The sequence below is a fragment of the Pseudomonas nunensis genome (assembly GCF_024296925.1).
Classification (GTDB): Bacteria; Pseudomonadota; Gammaproteobacteria; order Pseudomonadales; family Pseudomonadaceae; genus Aquipseudomonas; species Aquipseudomonas nunensis.
Genome location: NZ_CP101125.1, coordinates 5,472,309 through 5,488,690 on the forward strand (window position 1 = coordinate 5,472,309; position 16,382 = coordinate 5,488,690).

At 61.8% G+C, this 16,382-nt stretch carries 15 protein-coding genes; 10 read left to right on the plus strand and 5 right to left on the minus strand.

Going from position 1 to position 16,382, the window contains the following annotated elements; genetic code table 11:
• Positions 1–81: 81 nt before the first annotated feature.
• The 4 genes from cobJ to cobG are packed head-to-tail and all read right to left on the minus strand — an operon-like array spanning position 82 to position 4,430.
• The gene (cobJ, locus tag NK667_RS24090; RefSeq protein WP_054616352.1) at positions 82–1,779 is read right to left on the minus strand and encodes a precorrin-3B C(17)-methyltransferase; all 1,698 of its coding nucleotides are present in this window, start codon (positions 1,777–1,779) and stop codon (positions 82–84) included.
• Complete coding sequence (locus NK667_RS24095; RefSeq protein ID WP_161807680.1) at positions 1,779–2,513, minus strand: precorrin-2 C(20)-methyltransferase; 735 nt, start codon at positions 2,511–2,513, stop codon at positions 1,779–1,781. Before NK667_RS24095 ends, cobJ begins: the two co-directional genes overlap by 1 nt.
• Complete coding sequence (locus NK667_RS24100; protein WP_054044035.1) at positions 2,510–3,136, minus strand: precorrin-8X methylmutase; 627 nt, start codon at positions 3,134–3,136, stop codon at positions 2,510–2,512. The genes NK667_RS24095 and NK667_RS24100 overlap by 4 nt, the downstream gene beginning before the upstream one ends.
• On the minus strand, positions 3,129–4,430 hold the full coding sequence (gene cobG, locus NK667_RS24105) for a precorrin-3B synthase (RefSeq protein ID WP_054616354.1): 1,302 nt from the start codon (positions 4,428–4,430) through the stop codon (positions 3,129–3,131). Before cobG ends, NK667_RS24100 begins: the two co-directional genes overlap by 8 nt.
• Before the next feature lie 144 nt (positions 4,431–4,574).
• Here cobG and NK667_RS24110 point away from each other — a divergent pair, with 144 nt between their 5' ends.
• From NK667_RS24110 to NK667_RS24150, 9 genes are all read left to right on the plus strand, one after another.
• Complete coding sequence (locus NK667_RS24110; RefSeq protein ID WP_054616355.1) at positions 4,575–5,783, plus strand: bifunctional cobalt-precorrin-7 (C(5))-methyltransferase/cobalt-precorrin-6B (C(15))-methyltransferase; 1,209 nt, start codon at positions 4,575–4,577, stop codon at positions 5,781–5,783.
• Positions 5,776–6,873 (plus strand): cobalt-precorrin-5B (C(1))-methyltransferase, encoded by a 1,098-nt coding sequence (locus tag NK667_RS24115; RefSeq protein ID WP_054616356.1) that lies wholly within the window; start codon positions 5,776–5,778, stop codon positions 6,871–6,873. Before NK667_RS24110 ends, NK667_RS24115 begins: the two co-directional genes overlap by 8 nt.
• Positions 6,870–7,604 (plus strand): cobalt-precorrin-6A reductase, encoded by a 735-nt coding sequence (locus tag NK667_RS24120; RefSeq protein ID WP_054616357.1) that lies wholly within the window; start codon positions 6,870–6,872, stop codon positions 7,602–7,604. Before NK667_RS24115 ends, NK667_RS24120 begins: the two co-directional genes overlap by 4 nt.
• 254 nt (positions 7,605–7,858) lie before the next feature.
• Positions 7,859–8,170, plus strand: a complete 312-nt coding sequence (locus NK667_RS24125) for a hypothetical protein (protein ID WP_054616358.1) — start codon at positions 7,859–7,861, stop codon at positions 8,168–8,170.
• 48 nt (positions 8,171–8,218) lie between these two features.
• The gene (locus tag NK667_RS24130; RefSeq protein ID WP_054616359.1) at positions 8,219–8,617 is read left to right on the plus strand and encodes a DUF2946 domain-containing protein; all 399 of its coding nucleotides are present in this window, start codon (positions 8,219–8,221) and stop codon (positions 8,615–8,617) included.
• Between the two features lie 48 nt (positions 8,618–8,665).
• Positions 8,666–9,145, plus strand: a complete 480-nt coding sequence (locus NK667_RS24135; RefSeq protein ID WP_054616360.1) for a copper chaperone PCu(A)C — start codon at positions 8,666–8,668, stop codon at positions 9,143–9,145.
• Positions 9,146–9,165: 20 nt separating this feature from the next.
• Positions 9,166–9,594, plus strand: a complete 429-nt coding sequence (locus NK667_RS24140; protein WP_054616361.1) for a DUF2946 domain-containing protein — start codon at positions 9,166–9,168, stop codon at positions 9,592–9,594.
• 243 nt (positions 9,595–9,837) lie between these two features.
• Positions 9,838–11,913: a TonB-dependent copper receptor gene (locus NK667_RS24145; protein ID WP_054616362.1), complete on the plus strand. Its 2,076-nt coding sequence runs from the start codon at positions 9,838–9,840 to the stop codon at positions 11,911–11,913.
• 238 nt (positions 11,914–12,151) lie between these two features.
• Positions 12,152–13,528 (plus strand): PepSY-associated TM helix domain-containing protein, encoded by a 1,377-nt coding sequence (locus NK667_RS24150; RefSeq protein WP_054616363.1) that lies wholly within the window; start codon positions 12,152–12,154, stop codon positions 13,526–13,528.
• Between the two features lie 39 nt (positions 13,529–13,567).
• On the opposite strand, the gene NK667_RS24155 is transcribed toward NK667_RS24150, so the two are convergent.
• Complete coding sequence (locus NK667_RS24155; protein WP_054044045.1) at positions 13,568–13,837, minus strand: hypothetical protein; 270 nt, start codon at positions 13,835–13,837, stop codon at positions 13,568–13,570.
• A gap of 362 nt (positions 13,838–14,199) precedes the next feature.
• On the opposite strand from NK667_RS24155, the gene NK667_RS24160 reads away from it, so the two are divergent.
• Entirely contained in the window at positions 14,200–16,320 is a 2,121-nt protein-coding gene (locus NK667_RS24160) for a TonB-dependent receptor (protein WP_054616364.1), read from the plus strand.
• Positions 16,321–16,382: the final 62 nt, after the last annotated feature.

Consider the following 16,382-nt stretch of genomic DNA (forward strand, 5'->3'; position numbering starts at 1 on the left):
AATCCGGAATTGAATAACCCATACCGGATATAACAGAGCCCCCATAAAAAAACGCCTCAACAGAGGCGTTTTAATAGTTGGTTAACCGGCGGGTTTGTCGCCATACCAGCGCGGCGTATAAACCCACTCGCCGCCCTCGGCGCGCGGGAACACGCACGTGGTGGACGAGCCGATCAGCACCATGGTGCGCATGTCCACCTGATCCGGGGTCAATTGCCCCAGCGTGGTCACGCGCAACGTCTGGCCTGGACGGCCGATGTCCCGGCCCAGCACCACCGGCGTTTCGGCGGTGCGGTGTTGCGCGACGATCTCCAGCGCGCGGCCTAGCTGCCACGGACGCGAACGGGAAATCGGGTTGTAGAAGGCCAGGGCCAGGTCGGCTTGAGAGGCCAGGTCGAGGCGTTTCTCGATGATAGACCACGGCTTGAGGTTGTCCGACAGCGACATCACGCAGAAGTCATGCCCCAGCGGCGCACCGGCCTGGGCCGCGGTGGCCAGGGACGCGGAAACGCCGGGCAGGATTTCAAGATCGACGTTGTGCCAGTTCGCATCGCTGGATTCGTGCAAGGCTTCGAGCACCGCTGCGGCCATGGCGAACACGCCCGGATCACCCGACGAGACCACCACCACCGAACGCCCCTGAGCCGCGAGTTCAAAGGCGTGACGGGCACGCTGCATTTCTTCGCGGTTGTCGGTGCAGTGCATCACCTGATCGGCACGGAACGGCCCGGCCATGCGCACGTAGGTTTCATAACCCAGCACATCGTTGGCCCGAGCCAGTTCAGCCTTCACCGCTGGCACCATCAGTTCGGCGGCGCCAGGGCCCAGGCCGATCACCGCCAGTCGACCGCGCGGGCGGCCGATCAGCAGTGGATCGAGCGGTTCGGCAGCGACCACGATGGCCATCGAGTCGTTGATTTCGATAGCTGTCAGCAACGACGGCACAGCATCCCGAGCTTGCTCCAGAGCAGCTCCCGACCGAGCGCCGAACCGCAGCGGCACACCCAGCTCCAGCGCCGCTTCGCGCAATGCGCTGCTGGCCATGTCGCGCTCATCGGCCAACAAACAGGCCAGCGATTGCACAGCAATGTTCGCTTCATGCAGCGCCGCACGAATGGCTTCAGCCGTTCCCGTCGTCACCGCCACCAGCACATTGCGCGGGTAGATCAGCAGCTCATTGGCATTCGGCTGACGCTCGGCATGCCCGACATGGATCGCCAATCGCGCTTGCTGACTCTCCGGCAACTGCGCCTCGGCCAGCCACGGCGCCGGGCCTTCAATGCGCACGGATTCGCCCGCGAGCAAGTCCGACACGAAGCGCTTGCCCAGTTCCAGATCGCCGAGGGCATAACCGCTGGGCGGGTTGAGCAGGCAGGTGCCGAAACGCAATTCACCGCTGGTGGTGATCGCCGCAGCAACGTCCAGCGCGGCAGCAATTTCCCGCGCCAACACATTCACCCCGCCCAGGCCACCGAGCAGCGGCACCACGGCACTGCCATCTTCGGCCACGGCGAGCACCGGCGGCTCCGCGCCTTTCTCCAGCAACAACGGCGCCAAGGTACGAATAACAATGCCGGCCGCGCACAGGGCGATGATCGGCGTGTCCTGTTGATAGAGTTCGCGCAGGGTCGCGCCGAACTCTTGATATTCACGGTCGGCGCCGTTAACCCGCCCGGCCAGACCGTGAATCACGGCGTCCGGGTAACGCTGCTGAATCCTGCGCGCCGTAGCGAGGCTGCCATTGCCAAGAATGACAATCGCCGGAACAGGACGGCCCATCACCCTTGCCACCGTTCGCCGGGCACGATGATCAACGAGAAGTACGGCGACGACATCGGCTCGACTTCATCCAGCGGGACGATTTTCTGGTTGGCCATGGTTGCGCGTTCGACGTACAGCGCGCGCTCGTCCATGCCGAGTTCTTGCAGCACCTGACGCACCTTGGGAAAGTTGCGCCCCAGCTTCATGATCACTGCGGCATCGGCATCGGCCAGGCGTCGCTTGAGTTCGTCATGAGGCAGCACGCCGGACAACACCGACAAACTCTGATTGCGATATACCAGCGGCGAACCCAGCACCGAGGCGCCGCCGAGCATCGAGCAAACGCCCGGCACCACTTCGGCGACGTAACGTTCGGCCAGGCGATCGTGCAGGTACATGTAGGAGCCGTAGAAGAACGGATCGCCTTCGCAGATCACCGCCACATCGCGACCGGCGTCCAGGTGTTCGGCGAGTTGCTCGGCGGCGCTGTCGTAGAAATCGCTGATCACTTGTTCGTAGGACAACGGCGCCGGCAACGCTTCAGTGGTCACCGGGTACACCAGCGGCAGCAGGTTTTGCGCTTCTTGCAAGTGCGCTTCGATGATGCCGAACGCGTTGCCCTTTTTGCCTTTGGCAACGAAGTACGCCACCACCGGCGACTCGCGCAGCAGGCGCAGTGCTTTGACGGTAATCAGTTCCGGATCACCGGGGCCCACGCCCAGGCCGATCAAGCGTCCAGGTTGCTGCATCATTCGATCTCCGTAGCGAGGGCGTTGACAGCGGCGGCGGCCATGGCGCTGCCGCCCAGCCGACCTTGCATGATCACAAACGGCACACCGCGACTGTCCGCCGCGAGCATCGCCTTGGATTCGGCCGCGCCGACGAAGCCCACCGGGAAGCCGAGGATCAGCGCCGGTTTCGGCGCGCCAGCGTCGATCATTTCCAGCAGGTAAAACAGCGCGGTCGGTGCGTTGCCGATCACCACGACACTGCCTTCCAGATACGGGCGCCACAGTTCCAGCGCGGCGGCAGAGCGGGTGTTGCCCAGCTCGCGGGCCAGCTCTGGAACGCTCTCGTCGCGCAAGGTGCAGATCACTTGATTGTTAGCCGGCAGGCGCGCACGGGTCACGCCTTCGCTGACCATCCGCGCGTCACACAGGATCGGCGCACCGGCCGCCAAGGCATCGCGCCCGGCCTTGCCGGCGCCTTCGGAGAATTGCAGACCGTCGATGGCCTCGACCATGCCGCAGGCGTGGATCACCCGCACGGCGAGTTTTTCCAGGTCGGCCGGGATACGCGAGAGGTTGGCCTCGGCGCGAATGATCGCGAAGGAGTTGCGATAGATCTCCTGACCGTCGCGGATGTAATCAAGCATCTAGGGGGCTCCGTGAGCGGGCGTCGAGCAAGGCCGCGACCGCTTCAATAGTAAGATTGCGTGCGTGCAGCGCGCCGAAACCGGGCAGCGCTGCATCGCGAAAATAGAGGTCGTAGTGACCGGGGCTCACGGCCAGCAAAGTGACCGGGGCAACATGCGCGGCCGCGCAGGATCGCGGGCAGCCAGACAGGTGCACATTCAGGATCTGGCCGTGCCGTTGCAGCAATGCCGCCAGTTGCAGGGCATCGCCCTTGGTGTCGGCCAGGCCCTTGCCGCAACCGGCGGAACCGGTGCAAGCGATCAGATGCGCCAGGGCATCGTCGACCGAACAGCGCAGGCCGAGAGTTTCCAGGTTGTGGATAACTTCAGCGGCGTCGCGTTCGTGGATATTAGGCAGTAGCAGACTTTGCCATGGCGTAAACCGCAGGCTGCCATCGCCATGTAATCGGGCGAGGTTTGCGGCGCCCCGGAGCATGGCGGCGTCGAGTCGGCCCAATGGCGGAACTGCGCCGACATAGACCCGGTCGGACTCACGCTGTGGATAAGCACCGATCGGCGGCATGCTTGAGGCACGCGGCACGCTGGTGACGGGCACTAGCGGCACACGCTCGGCCAGTTGCGCGACAAACCCGGCCACCGGTTGCTCGGCCAGCAGATGACGCATGCGCGTCTGTTCGGGGCGGGCCAGGTCGAGGAACAGTTCAAGCACCGCGATCACCAGTGCGTGACCATGCTCCAGCCGCACCGCACCGATCGGCATCTCCGTCGGGCATCCGGCCAGACCGAAAGCCAACAGGCACTCGCCATTTTGTTCAACGGCGCTCAACCACAGGTCATGGTGATGATCGAGCATCGCCAGCGCTTCGCCGCCATCAAGCTGCACGGCGAACTTGGCGCTCAACTCGTGGAAACGTTCATGGCTTTGCAGGCTGGCGAGGATCTGTTCGGCCAACGGGCGCGTATCGAGCAGCATCTGCCGGTCGATTCCGGCGCTCGGGCTGAGCATCAGGTTGCGCACATCGTCACCCGCCGCCGTCCTCGGCCCCAATCCTGCGGCCAACAGGCCCTCAATCAATGCCGCCTCTTCGCTGCCAATCCCGCGAATCTGCAGGTTGGCGCGGTTGGTCGCCTCGATCACCCCGCCAGCGTAGCGCTCGGCTGCATCGGCCACTGCTTCAGCCTGTTCGGCACTGATCGAACCGCCATTCAACTTGATCCGGCAGATCCCGCCATCCAGCGCCTGGACAATACGCAGCAACCCCGGGCAGGCCGAGGGGCGTAAGGCTTGGGACATCGGGCGTTCGTTCAAGGGGGCGGCCGGCTATGTGGGAAAGGCGCTTCGCGGGCGAAGGCGCGGTATTATGCCTGCTTTGTTCGACGGCATGAAAAGCCTGCCCGTCGGAACAGTCCGTTTGCGGACTTTTTTTGAGGACGGTAGATGTCACCCTGGCTGACAGTAGTAGGTATCGGTGAAGACGGCTTCAAGGGCCTGGGCAAGAACGCCCGACGGGCGCTGCTGGGCGCTTCGCGGATCATTGGCGGCCAGCGCCAACTGGATTTGCTGCCGGTGTGCATCCGTGGCGAGCGGCAATTGTGGCCAAGTCCGTTTTCCCTGGCCCCGGTGCTGGAGCGCCATGGCGAGCCGGTGTGCGTGCTGGCCAGCGGCGATCCGATGTTCTTTGGCGTCGGCGCCAGCCTCGCGCGGCAGGTGCCTGCGGAGCAGATGCTGATCCTGCCGGCGCCCTCTTCCTGCTCCCTCGCGGCGGCGCGGATGGGCTGGCCGTTGCAGGAGGTGGTGACGCTTTCGGTGGTGGCTCGACCGGTTGCGGCGCTCAATGCGCACCTGTTCAGTGGTGTGCGGTTGTTGGTGTTGAGCAATGACGGGCAAAGTCCGGCAGCCATCGCGGCGTTGCTGTGTGAGCGGGGTTTTGGGCCGAGCCGTCTTAGCGTCCTCGAACATTTGGGCGGTGATGCAGAACGGCGAATCGACGGTGTTGCCAGCAACTGGACCGCAGAGGTTGCCGATCTCAACGTAATCGCCATCAAATGCATCGCCGAACCGCACACATCGCGCCTGTCCCGACTGGCCGGGTTACCCGACTCCGCCTTCCAGCATGACGGCCAACTGACCAAACGCGACGTTCGCGCCATCACCCTCGCCCGCCTCGCGCCGACACCCGGCGAACTGTTGTGGGACGTTGGCGCTGGCAGCGGCTCGATCGGTATCGAATGGATGCGCGCGCATCCGAGCTGTCGGGCGCTGGCCATCGAGGCGGATGACGGTCGGCAATTGTTGATCGAACACAACCGCGATGCCTTGGGCGTTCCGGGCTTGCAACTGATTCGCGGCAGCGCGCCCCAAGCACTGGCCGGGCTCGAATCCCCGGACGCGGTTTTCATCGGTGGCGGCGTAACTCGCGAAGGCGTGCTCGACACTTGCTGGGCCGCGCTGAAACCTGGCGGCCGACTGATCGCCAACGCCGTCACGCTGCAAAGCGAAATAACCCTGATGGCCTGGCGCGAACAACATGGCGGCGAGCTGACCCGCATCCACATCGCCCAGGCGCAGCCGTTAGGCGAGTTCGATACCTGGCGTCAGGCGCTTCCGATTACCTTGCTCGATGTGACGAAACCGCTCGATGCGTGACGAAACCGCCGAACAACCCGCGCCCTTGCGCAGCGGCCTGACCACCGGCAGCTGCGCCACCGCCACCAGCCTCGCTGCCGCACGCCTGTTGCTCAGCGGCCTATCGGCGGACGCGGTGGAAATCGTCCTGCCCAAAGGCAAACAGGTGCAGATGCGCCTGGAGTTTTGCCGTTTGCTCGACGACGGTGCCGAGGCTGGCACGATCAAGGACGCCGGGGATGATCCGGACGTGACCCATGGCGCATTGCTTTATTCCCACGTGCGCCTGGGTGCCGAGCCCGGCATTCGTTTTATCGCTGGCCGCGGCGTCGGCACCGTCACCCGGCCGGGTCTGGTGCTGGGCGTCGGCGAACCGGCGATCAATCCCGTACCGCGCAAGATGATCAGCGATCACCTGACCTTGCTCGCCGAAGAGATGCACTACAACGGCGGCTTCGAAGTCACGGTCAACGTCGAAAACGGAGAAGCCCTGGCACTGAAAACCATGAACCCGCGCCTGGGGATTCTCGGCGGCTTGTCGATCCTCGGCACCAGCGGAATCGTCCGGCCGTTTTCCTGCGCGGCGTACATTGCCTCGATCCACCAGGGCATCGACGTTGCGAAAACCAACGGCTACCTGCACATCGCTGCCTGCACCGGCAACGCCAGCGAAGACACCATGCGCCGGGTCTACGACCTGCCGGAAATCGCCCTGATCGAAATGGGCGACTTTGTCGGCGCGGTGCTCAAGCACTTGCGCCGCGTGCCTGTGGATAAACTCAGCCTGTGCGGAGGCTTCGGCAAGATCAGCAAACTGGCGGCCGGGCACATGGACCTGCACAGCCGCCATTCGAGCATCGACCTGCCGCAACTGGCGGAATGGGCGGCGGCGATTGGCGCTGACGAGGCGTTGCAGCAATCGATTCGCGAGGCGAATACCAGTCAGCAGGCGCTGGCCATGGCCAGTGCTGTCGGCATCGCGCTGGGGGATGAAGTGTGTCGGCATGCGCTGGAATTTGCTCGCAGCGTGGTGCCGGCGCAGGTTCAGGTCGAGGTGTTTGCGATTGATCGCCAGGGCGGGATTGTTGGCCATGCGGGAGCTTTTCAATGAAGCGGATGTTGCTGCTCGGTGGCGTGACGGAAGCGTTGGCCATCGCCCGGACGTTGGGCCCGGAGCATATTTACAGCCTGGCTGGCGTCGGTCGTGTGCCGACGGATTTGACCTGTCAGGTTCGCGTTGGCGGTTACGGCGGCGCGGCAGGTCTGGCGCAGTTCATTCGCGATGAAGGCATTGAACTTCTGCTGGACGCCACCCACCCCTACGCCGCACAAATCAGCCAGAATGCCGCAACCGCAGCGCAGTTGAGCGGCATCCCGTGCTGGGCCCTGCGACGTCCGGCCTGGCAACCACAGCCCGGCGATGACTGGCGCGAAGTCAGTGACTGGGCGCAATTGATCGAAGCCCTGAAGCCGTTCCACCGACCGCTGTTCACACTCGGCCGCGAGCCGTTGCAACACCTGCACGAAATTCCGCCCGAGCAATTCTGGACCCTGCGTGCCCTCGACGTTTACCCCGGCAACGAACGCTGCGAAGTCATCGGCGCTCGCGGGCCTTTTGTGATCGAAGATGAACGCGAACTGTTTGAACGTCGGCAGATCGACGTGCTGATCAGCAAAAACAGCGGCAGCACCGCGACTGAGCCGAAACTGGAAGTGGCGCGGGAGCGTGGGGTACCGGTGTTGGTGTTGAAGCGACCGGTGTTGGCAAAGGTTGGGCGGGAGTTTGGGTCGGTGACGGCGGTACTGACTGCCCTCAGAGTCGAGTCCCCCCCATATCTGTAGCAGCTGGCGAAGCCTGCGTTCGGCTGCGCAGCAGTCGTAATTCTGGCAACGCGGTGTTCAGGTAAACCTCAGTGACAGGATTGGCGACTGCTGCGCAGCCGAACGCAGCCTTCGGCAGCTGCTACAGGGATGCGAAACGCCCTACCTCACTATCGGACCTTACACACAAAATCATCCTAATCGACTGACTGGTGGTATTTCAGGCCCTGTTCTATGTTCCTGAGCACCCATGAGCAACCTTCCCAGAGAGCTAAATGTCAGAAAAATTCACTCGTTTCGATATCACCGAATTTCTCCAGACACCTGCCGATCTATGCAATTACATCAAGCCCTGTGAAGAAGAAGACCCAGGCGATGGGAGCCTCAATCGTGCAGCGGTCAAGGACGTCACACATACCATCCAGGCAAGAATCCAAAGTGACCCGCAATTTGCCCAGGCACTCCGAATCGAAGTCGCTACACTCTTTCATAACGGTGAGTCGGAAATTGCTCGCAGGTTGTTGCTCCTATTGATCGAGGCGCTGCGACACCACACCGCACGCCGCTTTTTTACTTATCGGCCCTGATCAGGCTAAATAGCCGCGCCTGATCGCCCACCCAACCGGATCTGTCCCATGTCCCGACAACGGCTCGCATTTGCCTGGATCGCCTGCTTTGCAGTGCTGTTCAATATGCTCGCCATGCCGATGACCGGTGCGATGGCGCAGTCGGCGAAGTCACCCGCCGAGCAGTTGTTGTGGGGCTCTTTCTGCACGTCCAGCGGCACGAAGATGGTGGCGATTTCCCTGGGCAAAATCGAGCAGAAAGCCCCGCAGAACGACGATCATTCCAATATGCAGCATTGCTGGTGCTGCTCGGGTTCCGCGCCCTTGGTGGCTCTGCCTGGGCATGTGCCGCAGTTGTATTTCGCGCGGTTCGAGGCCAGTCGCAGCCTGCCCGCCGCTTCTCTCGATACACCCACGCCGCGCCAGCAATGGCCGAGTCTCAACCCCCGCGCTTCCCCTCTGGTGTGATTCCTTCTCGCAATTGACCTGCGTTTTGAATCGTTCTGGAGAACTGCCATGTTGAACAAACTCATCGTCCTGGCCGCGTTGCTGTTGCCTGCCTGCTTTGCCAATGCCCATGAATACAAGGCCGGCGAGCTGGAAATCGCCCATCCGTGGTCGCAGGAGTTGCCACCCAACGCGCCAACCGTGGCGGCTTACTTCGTGATTCAAAACACCGGCAAAAGCGCTGACCGCTTGCTGAGTGTCGACTCGCCGATTGCCGAAGTCGCCCAGTTGCATGAACACGTCATGCAGAACGATTTGATGAAAATGCAGCAAGTGCCGAGCGTCGAAATCCCGGCTGGCGGCAATATCACCTTTGCGCCGATGGCCTATCACGTGATGCTGCTGAACCTGAAGGACCGCAGCCTGTTAAGCGACGGCAAGCGTTTCCCGCTGACCATGCACTTTGAAAAGTCCGGTGACGTGACCGTTGACGTTTCAGTGCAGAAGAAGCCGCCGGAAGACCTGCAAATGCACGCCCACGCCCAGTAATCACCTGAACCGCCAACGCCATGCGCCCGCTTAGCGCCAGGTCATCCGCACACCGTCGTCAGTCGTCAGGACTGACCCGCGGCAGCTGGATCAGCCTGTTCGCCATGCTGATGATCTTTATCGGTCCACTGATTTCCCAGTCGATGCCGATGGATCAGCGCGCCTCGATGTCCATGAGCATGAGCATGTCGATGGACATGAGCATGGACGGGCACGGTGAACAGGTTGAAGAACACTGCCCACCGCAAGCCGAACACCACGCGCTCTGGGAAAAATGCGGCTATTGCAGCCTGCTGTTTAATTGCCCGGCGCTGACTGGCGGTCAGACATTCGTCGCCTTCGATTCAACGCCCACCGCCACTTTCACCACACCCTCCCCTCGCCTGGGCCACGCCCGGCAAACCTTCTTCCCCGGAGCCCGAACCCGCGCTCCACCCATCGCCTCGTAAACACCCACCCCGATTTCACACGGTTTAGAAGATAGCCAAAGGCTCGATACCGGTCAGTCAAGGGTTTGAATACAGTTCCTGTGGGAGCGAGCTTGCTCGCGATGACGGTTGCACATTCAACACATGTGTTGCCTGTCAGATAGCTATCGCGAGCAAGCTCGCTCCCACATGGACCACCCTTGACCTTCCGGGATTGCGCAGGCTGTCGGCCGTGTCGTTTACGACTGTTCGATGGAAATTGTCATGTCCAGGTTTTCTGCTGACACACGCTTGAGTTGCACCCACGCCACCGCTGTCCTGTGCGGCGTTTTGCTGTCCCCGATGGTGCTGGCCGATGAACACGCCGGCCACACCGAAGAACTGAGCCCGACGGTAATCACCGCCATCGCCCCAAGTTCGCCGCTGACCGTCGTCACCAACCCCAAGGACCCGCGCCAACCGGTGCCGGCCAGCGACGGTGGCGATTATCTGAAAACCATTCCCGGCTTCGCCCTGGTGCGCAACGGCGGCACCAACGGCGATCCGGTGCTGCGCGGCATGTTCGGTTCACGGCTGAACATCCTCACCAACGGCAGCATGATGCTCGGCGCCTGCCCCGGTCGCATGGACGCGCCGACCTCGTACATCTCCCCGGAAACCTACGACAAACTCACCGTGATCAAAGGCCCGCAAACCGTGCTTTGGGGTCCGGGCGCCTCCGCCGGCACGATCCTGTTCGACCGTGAACCGGAACACTTCGGCGAACTCGGCACCCGGGTCAACGCCAGCGTCCTGGCCGGCTCCAACGGTCGCTTCGACAAGGTGGTGGACGCCGCTGCCGGCGGGCCTCTGGGCTATGTGCGGGTAATCGGCAACACCGCGCATTCCGACGACTACAAGGACGGCAACAACGACAGCGTGGCGTCGCGCTACGACAAATGGAACGGCGATGTCGCCGTCGGCTGGACCCCGGATGCCGACACGTTACTGGAGCTCACCGCCGGCAAGGGCGATGGCGAAGCTCGTTACGCCGGACGCGGCATGGACGGTTCGCAATTCAAGCGCGAAAGCCTCGGGCTGCGCTTCGAGAAGTCCAACATCGGCGACGTGCTGGATAAGGTCGAAGCGCAGGTCTACTACAACTACGCCGACCACGTGATGGACAACTACACCCTGCGCACACCGTCCGGCACCGGGATGATGGCGGGGCCGATGGCCTCCAACGTCGACCGTCGCACCCTCGGCGCGCGGATCAAGGCGACCTGGCGCTGGGCCGATGTGCAGTTGATCAGCGGCATTGATGCGCAGACCAACGAGCATCGCCAGCGCAGCAGCATGGGCATCGACACCTACAAGGAACTGCCGTACACCAAGGATGCCGACTTCCACAACTACGGTGTGTTCAGCGAACTGACCTGGTACGCCGCCGACCGTGATCGCGTGATCACCGGCGCGCGGGTGGACCGTGCTTCGGCCAAGGATTATCGGCAGACCGTCGACGCCGGGATGATGAGCATGCCGAACCCGACAGCCGACAAGTCCTGCGCCGACACCCTGCCCAGCGGTTTCGTCCGTTATGAACACGACCTGGCCGGCAGCCCGACCACGCTCTACGCCGGCCTCGGTCATGCCCAGCGTTTCCCGGATTACTGGGAGCTGTTTTCACCGGATGCCGGGCCCGCCGGTTCGGTGAACGCCTTCGATTCGATCAAGCCTGAGAAAACCACCCAGCTCGACTTCGGCCTGCAATACAAGACCGAAGACCTCGAAGCCTGGGCCTCGGGTTATGTCGGCCAGGTGCGCGATTACATCCTGTTCAATTACACGCCCGGAATGATGGGCACCACCTCGCAAGCGCAGAACATCGACGCACGAATCATGGGCGGAGAATTGGGTGCGGCTTACAAACTGACTTCCAACTGGAAAGCCGACGCGACCCTGGCCTACGCCTGGGGCAAGAACAGCAGCGACGGCAAGGCACTGCCGCAGATGCCGCCGCTGGATGCACGTTTCGGCCTGACTTACAGCGAAGACAACTGGAGTGCCGGGGCTTTATGGCGCGTGGTCGCGGCGCAAAATCGCATCGACCAGAACAAGGGCAACGTGGTCGGCAAGGACTTCGACAAGAGCTCGGGTTTCGGCGTGTTCTCGCTGAATGGCGCGTACCGCATCAACAAAAACTGGAAGGTCAGCAGCGGCGTCGACAATTTGTTCGGCAAGGCTTACGCCGAGCATTTGAACCTGGCGGGGAATGCCGGTTTTGGGTATCCGGCCAATGATCCACAAGCCATCAACGAACCGGGGCGCACGCTCTGGACCAAGGTGGATATGAGTTTCTAAAAAGCTTCGCGGGCAAGCCTCGCTCCTACAGGTCCAGCACCGTCCATGTGGGAGCGGGCTTGCTCGCGAAAGCGGTGGGTCAGGCGACATCAATGTTGGCTGTACCGCCGTCTTCGCGAGCAAGCCCGCTCCCACAGGGACAGCGCAATACTTGAAGGGTGAGCTGGCTCGCGATGGGTTGCGAAGGAACCGCACATCAACAACTAAAACAGATCCATGCCAAAGCGGAGCACAACCGATGAAACAGCCCAAACCGAATTTCTACAACCTGGCCTGGCGTTGGCATTTCTATGCCGGGTTATTCGTCGCGCCATTCATGGTGATGCTGGCCCTGACCGGCCTGATCTACCTGTTCAAACCGCAACTCGATCCGTTGATGTACGGCAGCCTGATGAACGTCCCGGCCGGGCATCACGCGGTGTCCGCCGATGACCTGCTCAAACGGGTGAAACTGGCGTACCCGGAAGGCCAGATCAAACAATACCTGCCGCCGCCCAACGCCGAACGCAGCGCGCAGTTTGTGGTGATCAATGCCGGCCACGAACTCAACGTCTTCATCGATCCGTACCACGGCGACATCCTTGGCGAGCAAGATGCCAAGAAAAACCTGCAAGCCCTCGCCCGGTCGATTCATGGCGAGTTGATGATCGGCACCGTCGGTGATCGACTGGTGGAACTCGCTGCTGGCTGGGGCGTGGTGCTGGTGGTGTCCGGCGTGTTCCTGTGGTGGCCGCGGGGTCAGTATGCCGGCGTGTTGTGGCCGCGCTTGAACAGTCGCGGTCGTGTGCTGTGGCGTGATTTGCATGCGGTCACCGGATTCTGGGGCGCGGCCTTTTTGCTGGTGATGCTGCTCAGCGGCATGACCTGGACCGGCTTCTGGGGCAAACAATACGCCGAGGTCTGGAACACCTTCCCGGCGGCGATGTGGGACAACGTGCCGAAGTCCGACGTCGAGGCCCGCAGCCTCAACAGCGCCACGCGCCAGACCGTGCCTTGGGCGATGGAAAACACGCCGATGCCGATGTCCGGCGACCACGCCGAACACATGGCCCACGGCACTGCACCAGCCGGCCCCGCAGCGCCGACCATCAGCCTGCAAGACGTGCAAAACATCGCCGTGCAACGCAAGGTCGAACCGGGCTACAGCATCACCTTGCCGACCACTGCCACCGGCGTGTTCACCATCGCGGTATTCGCCGATGACCCGCGCAACGACGCTACCCTGCATGTCGATCAGTACACCGGCGACGTCCTCGCCGACGTGCGCTTCGAGCAATACGGCACTGTCGCCCGCGCCACGGAAATCGGCGTGATGCTGCATGAAGGCAAGATGTTCGGTGCGTTCAATCAGATCATTGTGCTGCTGATCTGCCTGATGATTCTGCTCAGCGCGGTCAGCGGCGTGGTGATCTGGTGGAAGCGTCGTCCACAGGGAAAATTCGGCGTTCCGCCGTTGCGCCATGACCTGCCGAAATGGAAAACCGGGGTGGCAATCATGCTCGCGCTGGCGGTGATTTTTCCGTTGGTAGGCGCTTCGTTGATTGTCGTGTGGGTGCTGGATCGGCTGCTGCTGACACGTCTGAACAGGCAAGCAGAACCGGGTTCGGTCGCCTGAAGAAATGCGGACTCAGGGCCAGTATTTACGCTGGTCCTGTCAGGGCTGATTGATCGGACATGGCTTGATCTGCAACTCGCCGTTGCAGTTCTGGATGTTGACCAACTCGGCTTTATCAAGATCCCATGACTGCGTGGGCGCGCCTGCGCCGTACCAGTTTTTGCAGATGAGCGTCATGCGGCACTGGCCATTTTCCAGATCAACGAGCATCGGGGTAGCTGGATCCGGCGCGGTGGCGCTGACGTAAGCTTTACAGCTTTGGCTGACGGGATTCTGCTGCCACAGACTGAGGCAGTCCTGATCAGCCATGAGCACTGCACAGTCGAAAAAAACCAGACATCCGACCACCCTTGCAACCCCAGATACCGGCATGACCAGCGCTCCCTGTCACTGTTGACAAGGCTCAAACCTAAACCAGCCAACGGTTTTGGCCTACTGTCAGAAATGACAGTCAGCTAGATCGATTGGCCATTAAAAATGCTCGATCAACACAAACTGAATCCACCTCACCTTCATCATGAATCAGGCGAGATGCGCGCATTAGAGGGATCTGTAGACTTCGCGCGCTTAACTCTCGGTCATTTTTAGTGTTACTGTATAACGCAAATGAGCCGCCCTGCCCGCAACAGGATTGTTGCGGGTTTTCTTTGCAGAAGTGATTCACTGCCCCGATGAACAAGTACCTCTTGTCCAGCCTTTGCCTGCTCGCCTTGAACAACAACGCTCAGGCGCAAGTGCTGACCCTGCCCACCGGCACCATCACCGCGCCGACGGTTGACGATGACAGCGTCAGCCTGAACACGCCGACCACCGCTGGTTCGCGGCTTAATCTCACGGCGATGGAAACTCCGGCCAGTATTGAAAGCCTGACCGGCGAGCAGATCCGCGCCCGAGGTGATCGCAGCGTGCAGGACGCGGTATCGCGCGGCACCGGGATCAGCCGCACCGGCACGCCTGGCGATGGCGGCACGTCGTTGTCGGCGCGGGGTTTTACCGGGCAGGGTTCGGTGATGCAGCTGTATGACGGCAACCGCATGTACTCCGGCATGGGCACGGTGACGTTCCCGGTGGATACTTGGTCGGTGGAACGCGTCGATGTGCTGCGCGGTCCGGCGTCGGTGTTGTACGGCGAAGGCGCGACCGGCGCGGTGGTCAATGTGATCCCGAAAAAGCCCTTCGACGGCGAAATCGAAAACCACCTGCGGGTCGGCTATGGTTCCTACGACAGTCAGCAGCAAGCCTTCGACAGCGGCGGTTCGCTGACCGACACCTTGAGCTATCGCTTGAACCTCAATCGCCTGCGCAGCAATGGCTGGGTGGATCGCGGCGACTCCTCCAGCGACTTCATCAGCGCCGCCCTGCGCTGGCAGGCAACCGACGACCTGACCTTCACCCTCGCTCACGATTACGGCGATCAAACGCCGATGAATTATTTCGGCACGCCACTGATCAATGGCCGCTTCAAGGACAGCCTGCGGGACAAGAACTACAACGTCAGCAACGATAAGCAGCATTACAACGACCAGTGGACGCGCCTGACCAGCGAATGGCAGATCTCCGACAACATCAGCTCGAGCAACGAGCTGTATTACCTCAAGGCCCAGCGCCGCTGGCAGAACGCCGAGAACTACAATTTCGACCGCGACACCCAGCAACTGAGCCGCAGCGGTTATTTCGGCATCGGCCACACCCAGGAACAGATCGGTGATCGCCAGACCTTCACCTTCAAACACACCCTGTTCGGCCTCGACAGCCAGACCGTGACCGGCGTCGATTACAACCGCATCCGCTTCCAGCTCGACAGCAACTCGCCGTTCAACGACGTGCTGCCGAACGGGCAACCGGTGGACTTGTATCACCCGCAACCGGGTCGCTTTGAAAGTGCCGATCCGTACCGCAGTCAGTTCCAGTCCACGACCAAACAGATGTCGGTGTTTGCGGAAAACCGCACGCAACTCAGTGAGCGCTGGTCGTTGGTGACCGGTGTGCGCCGCGACTACGTGCACGTCGATCGCGACAACCTGGTGGACGGCAGCCAAAGCGACAAGACCCTGACTGGCAATAACTGGAAAGCCGGGTTGGTGTTTGCCCTGACCCCGGACACCTCGTTCTACGGCCAATACGCCACCAGCACCGACGGCGTCGGCGGCCTGATTTCCCTGAGCCCGAGCCAGCAGCAATACGACCTCGCCACCGCCAAACAGACCGAAATCGGTGTGAAGCAATTGTTCTGGGATCAGCGCGGCGAGTTCACGTTGGCGGCGTATCACATCGTCAAAAAGAAACTGCTGACCGACGACCCGGGCAACCCGACGCTCAAGCAACAGGTCGGCCAGCAATCGTCGAATGGGATTGAGGCCAGCCTCGATCTGCAACTGCCTCACGCCTGGCAACTGCAAGCCAACGCCGCCATCGTCAAGGCCAAGTACGACGATTTTTCGGCGGTGGTGAACGGTGAAACCGTCTCGTACAACGGCAACCGGCCGACCGAAGTTCCGCGCCGAACCGCCAACCTGTGGCTGAGCAAAGCGATCAACCAAGACCTGAAGGCCGGGGCTGTCGTGCGCTATGTGGATGCGCGTTATGCGGACATGGCGAATCAGAATGAGCTGCCGAGCTACACCGTGGTCGATGCGACGCTGTCCTGGAAAGCGCTGCGCAATACGACGCTGGGGTTGCAGGTGAACAATCTGTTTGACCGGCAGTATGCGCAAAGCCAATACAATGAGGGGCAGCAGTGGATTTTGGGTGAGCCGCGATCGTTTTTTGTCACCGCGGATTATCAGTTTTAAACCGTGTCGCCCCAATCGCGAGCAAGCTCGCTCCCACAAGGACTGCGCAAAACATGTAGGAG

Excerpts from the sequence above, each read along its gene's own strand:
- NK667_RS24145 (WP_054616362.1), top strand. The coding sequence starts at position 9,838 with ATGTCCAGGTTTTCTGCTGACACACGCTTGAGTTGCACCCACGCCACC.
- NK667_RS24110 (WP_054616355.1), top strand. The coding sequence starts at position 4,575 with ATGTCACCCTGGCTGACAGTAGTAGGTATCGGTGAAGACGGCTTCAAG.
- NK667_RS24160 (WP_054616364.1), top strand. The coding sequence starts at position 14,200 with ATGAACAAGTACCTCTTGTCCAGCCTTTGCCTGCTCGCCTTGAACAAC.
- NK667_RS24135 (WP_054616360.1), top strand. The coding sequence starts at position 8,666 with ATGTTGAACAAACTCATCGTCCTGGCCGCGTTGCTGTTGCCTGCCTGC.
- NK667_RS24100 (WP_054044035.1), bottom strand. The coding sequence starts at position 3,136 with ATGCTTGATTACATCCGCGACGGTCAGGAGATCTATCGCAACTCCTTC.
- NK667_RS24125 (WP_054616358.1), top strand. The coding sequence starts at position 7,859 with ATGTCAGAAAAATTCACTCGTTTCGATATCACCGAATTTCTCCAGACA.
- cobJ (WP_054616352.1), bottom strand. The coding sequence starts at position 1,779 with ATGGGCCGTCCTGTTCCGGCGATTGTCATTCTTGGCAATGGCAGCCTC.
- NK667_RS24095 (WP_161807680.1), bottom strand. The coding sequence starts at position 2,513 with ATGATGCAGCAACCTGGACGCTTGATCGGCCTGGGCGTGGGCCCCGGT.
- NK667_RS24150 (WP_054616363.1), top strand. The coding sequence starts at position 12,152 with ATGAAACAGCCCAAACCGAATTTCTACAACCTGGCCTGGCGTTGGCAT.
- NK667_RS24155 (WP_054044045.1), bottom strand. The coding sequence starts at position 13,837 with ATGGCTGATCAGGACTGCCTCAGTCTGTGGCAGCAGAATCCCGTCAGC.
- cobG (WP_054616354.1), bottom strand. The coding sequence starts at position 4,430 with ATGTCCCAAGCCTTACGCCCCTCGGCCTGCCCGGGGTTGCTGCGTATT.
- NK667_RS24130 (WP_054616359.1), top strand. The coding sequence starts at position 8,219 with ATGTCCCGACAACGGCTCGCATTTGCCTGGATCGCCTGCTTTGCAGTG.
- NK667_RS24120 (WP_054616357.1), top strand. The coding sequence starts at position 6,870 with ATGAAGCGGATGTTGCTGCTCGGTGGCGTGACGGAAGCGTTGGCCATC.
- NK667_RS24115 (WP_054616356.1), top strand. The coding sequence starts at position 5,776 with ATGCGTGACGAAACCGCCGAACAACCCGCGCCCTTGCGCAGCGGCCTG.
- NK667_RS24140 (WP_054616361.1), top strand. The coding sequence starts at position 9,166 with ATGCGCCCGCTTAGCGCCAGGTCATCCGCACACCGTCGTCAGTCGTCA.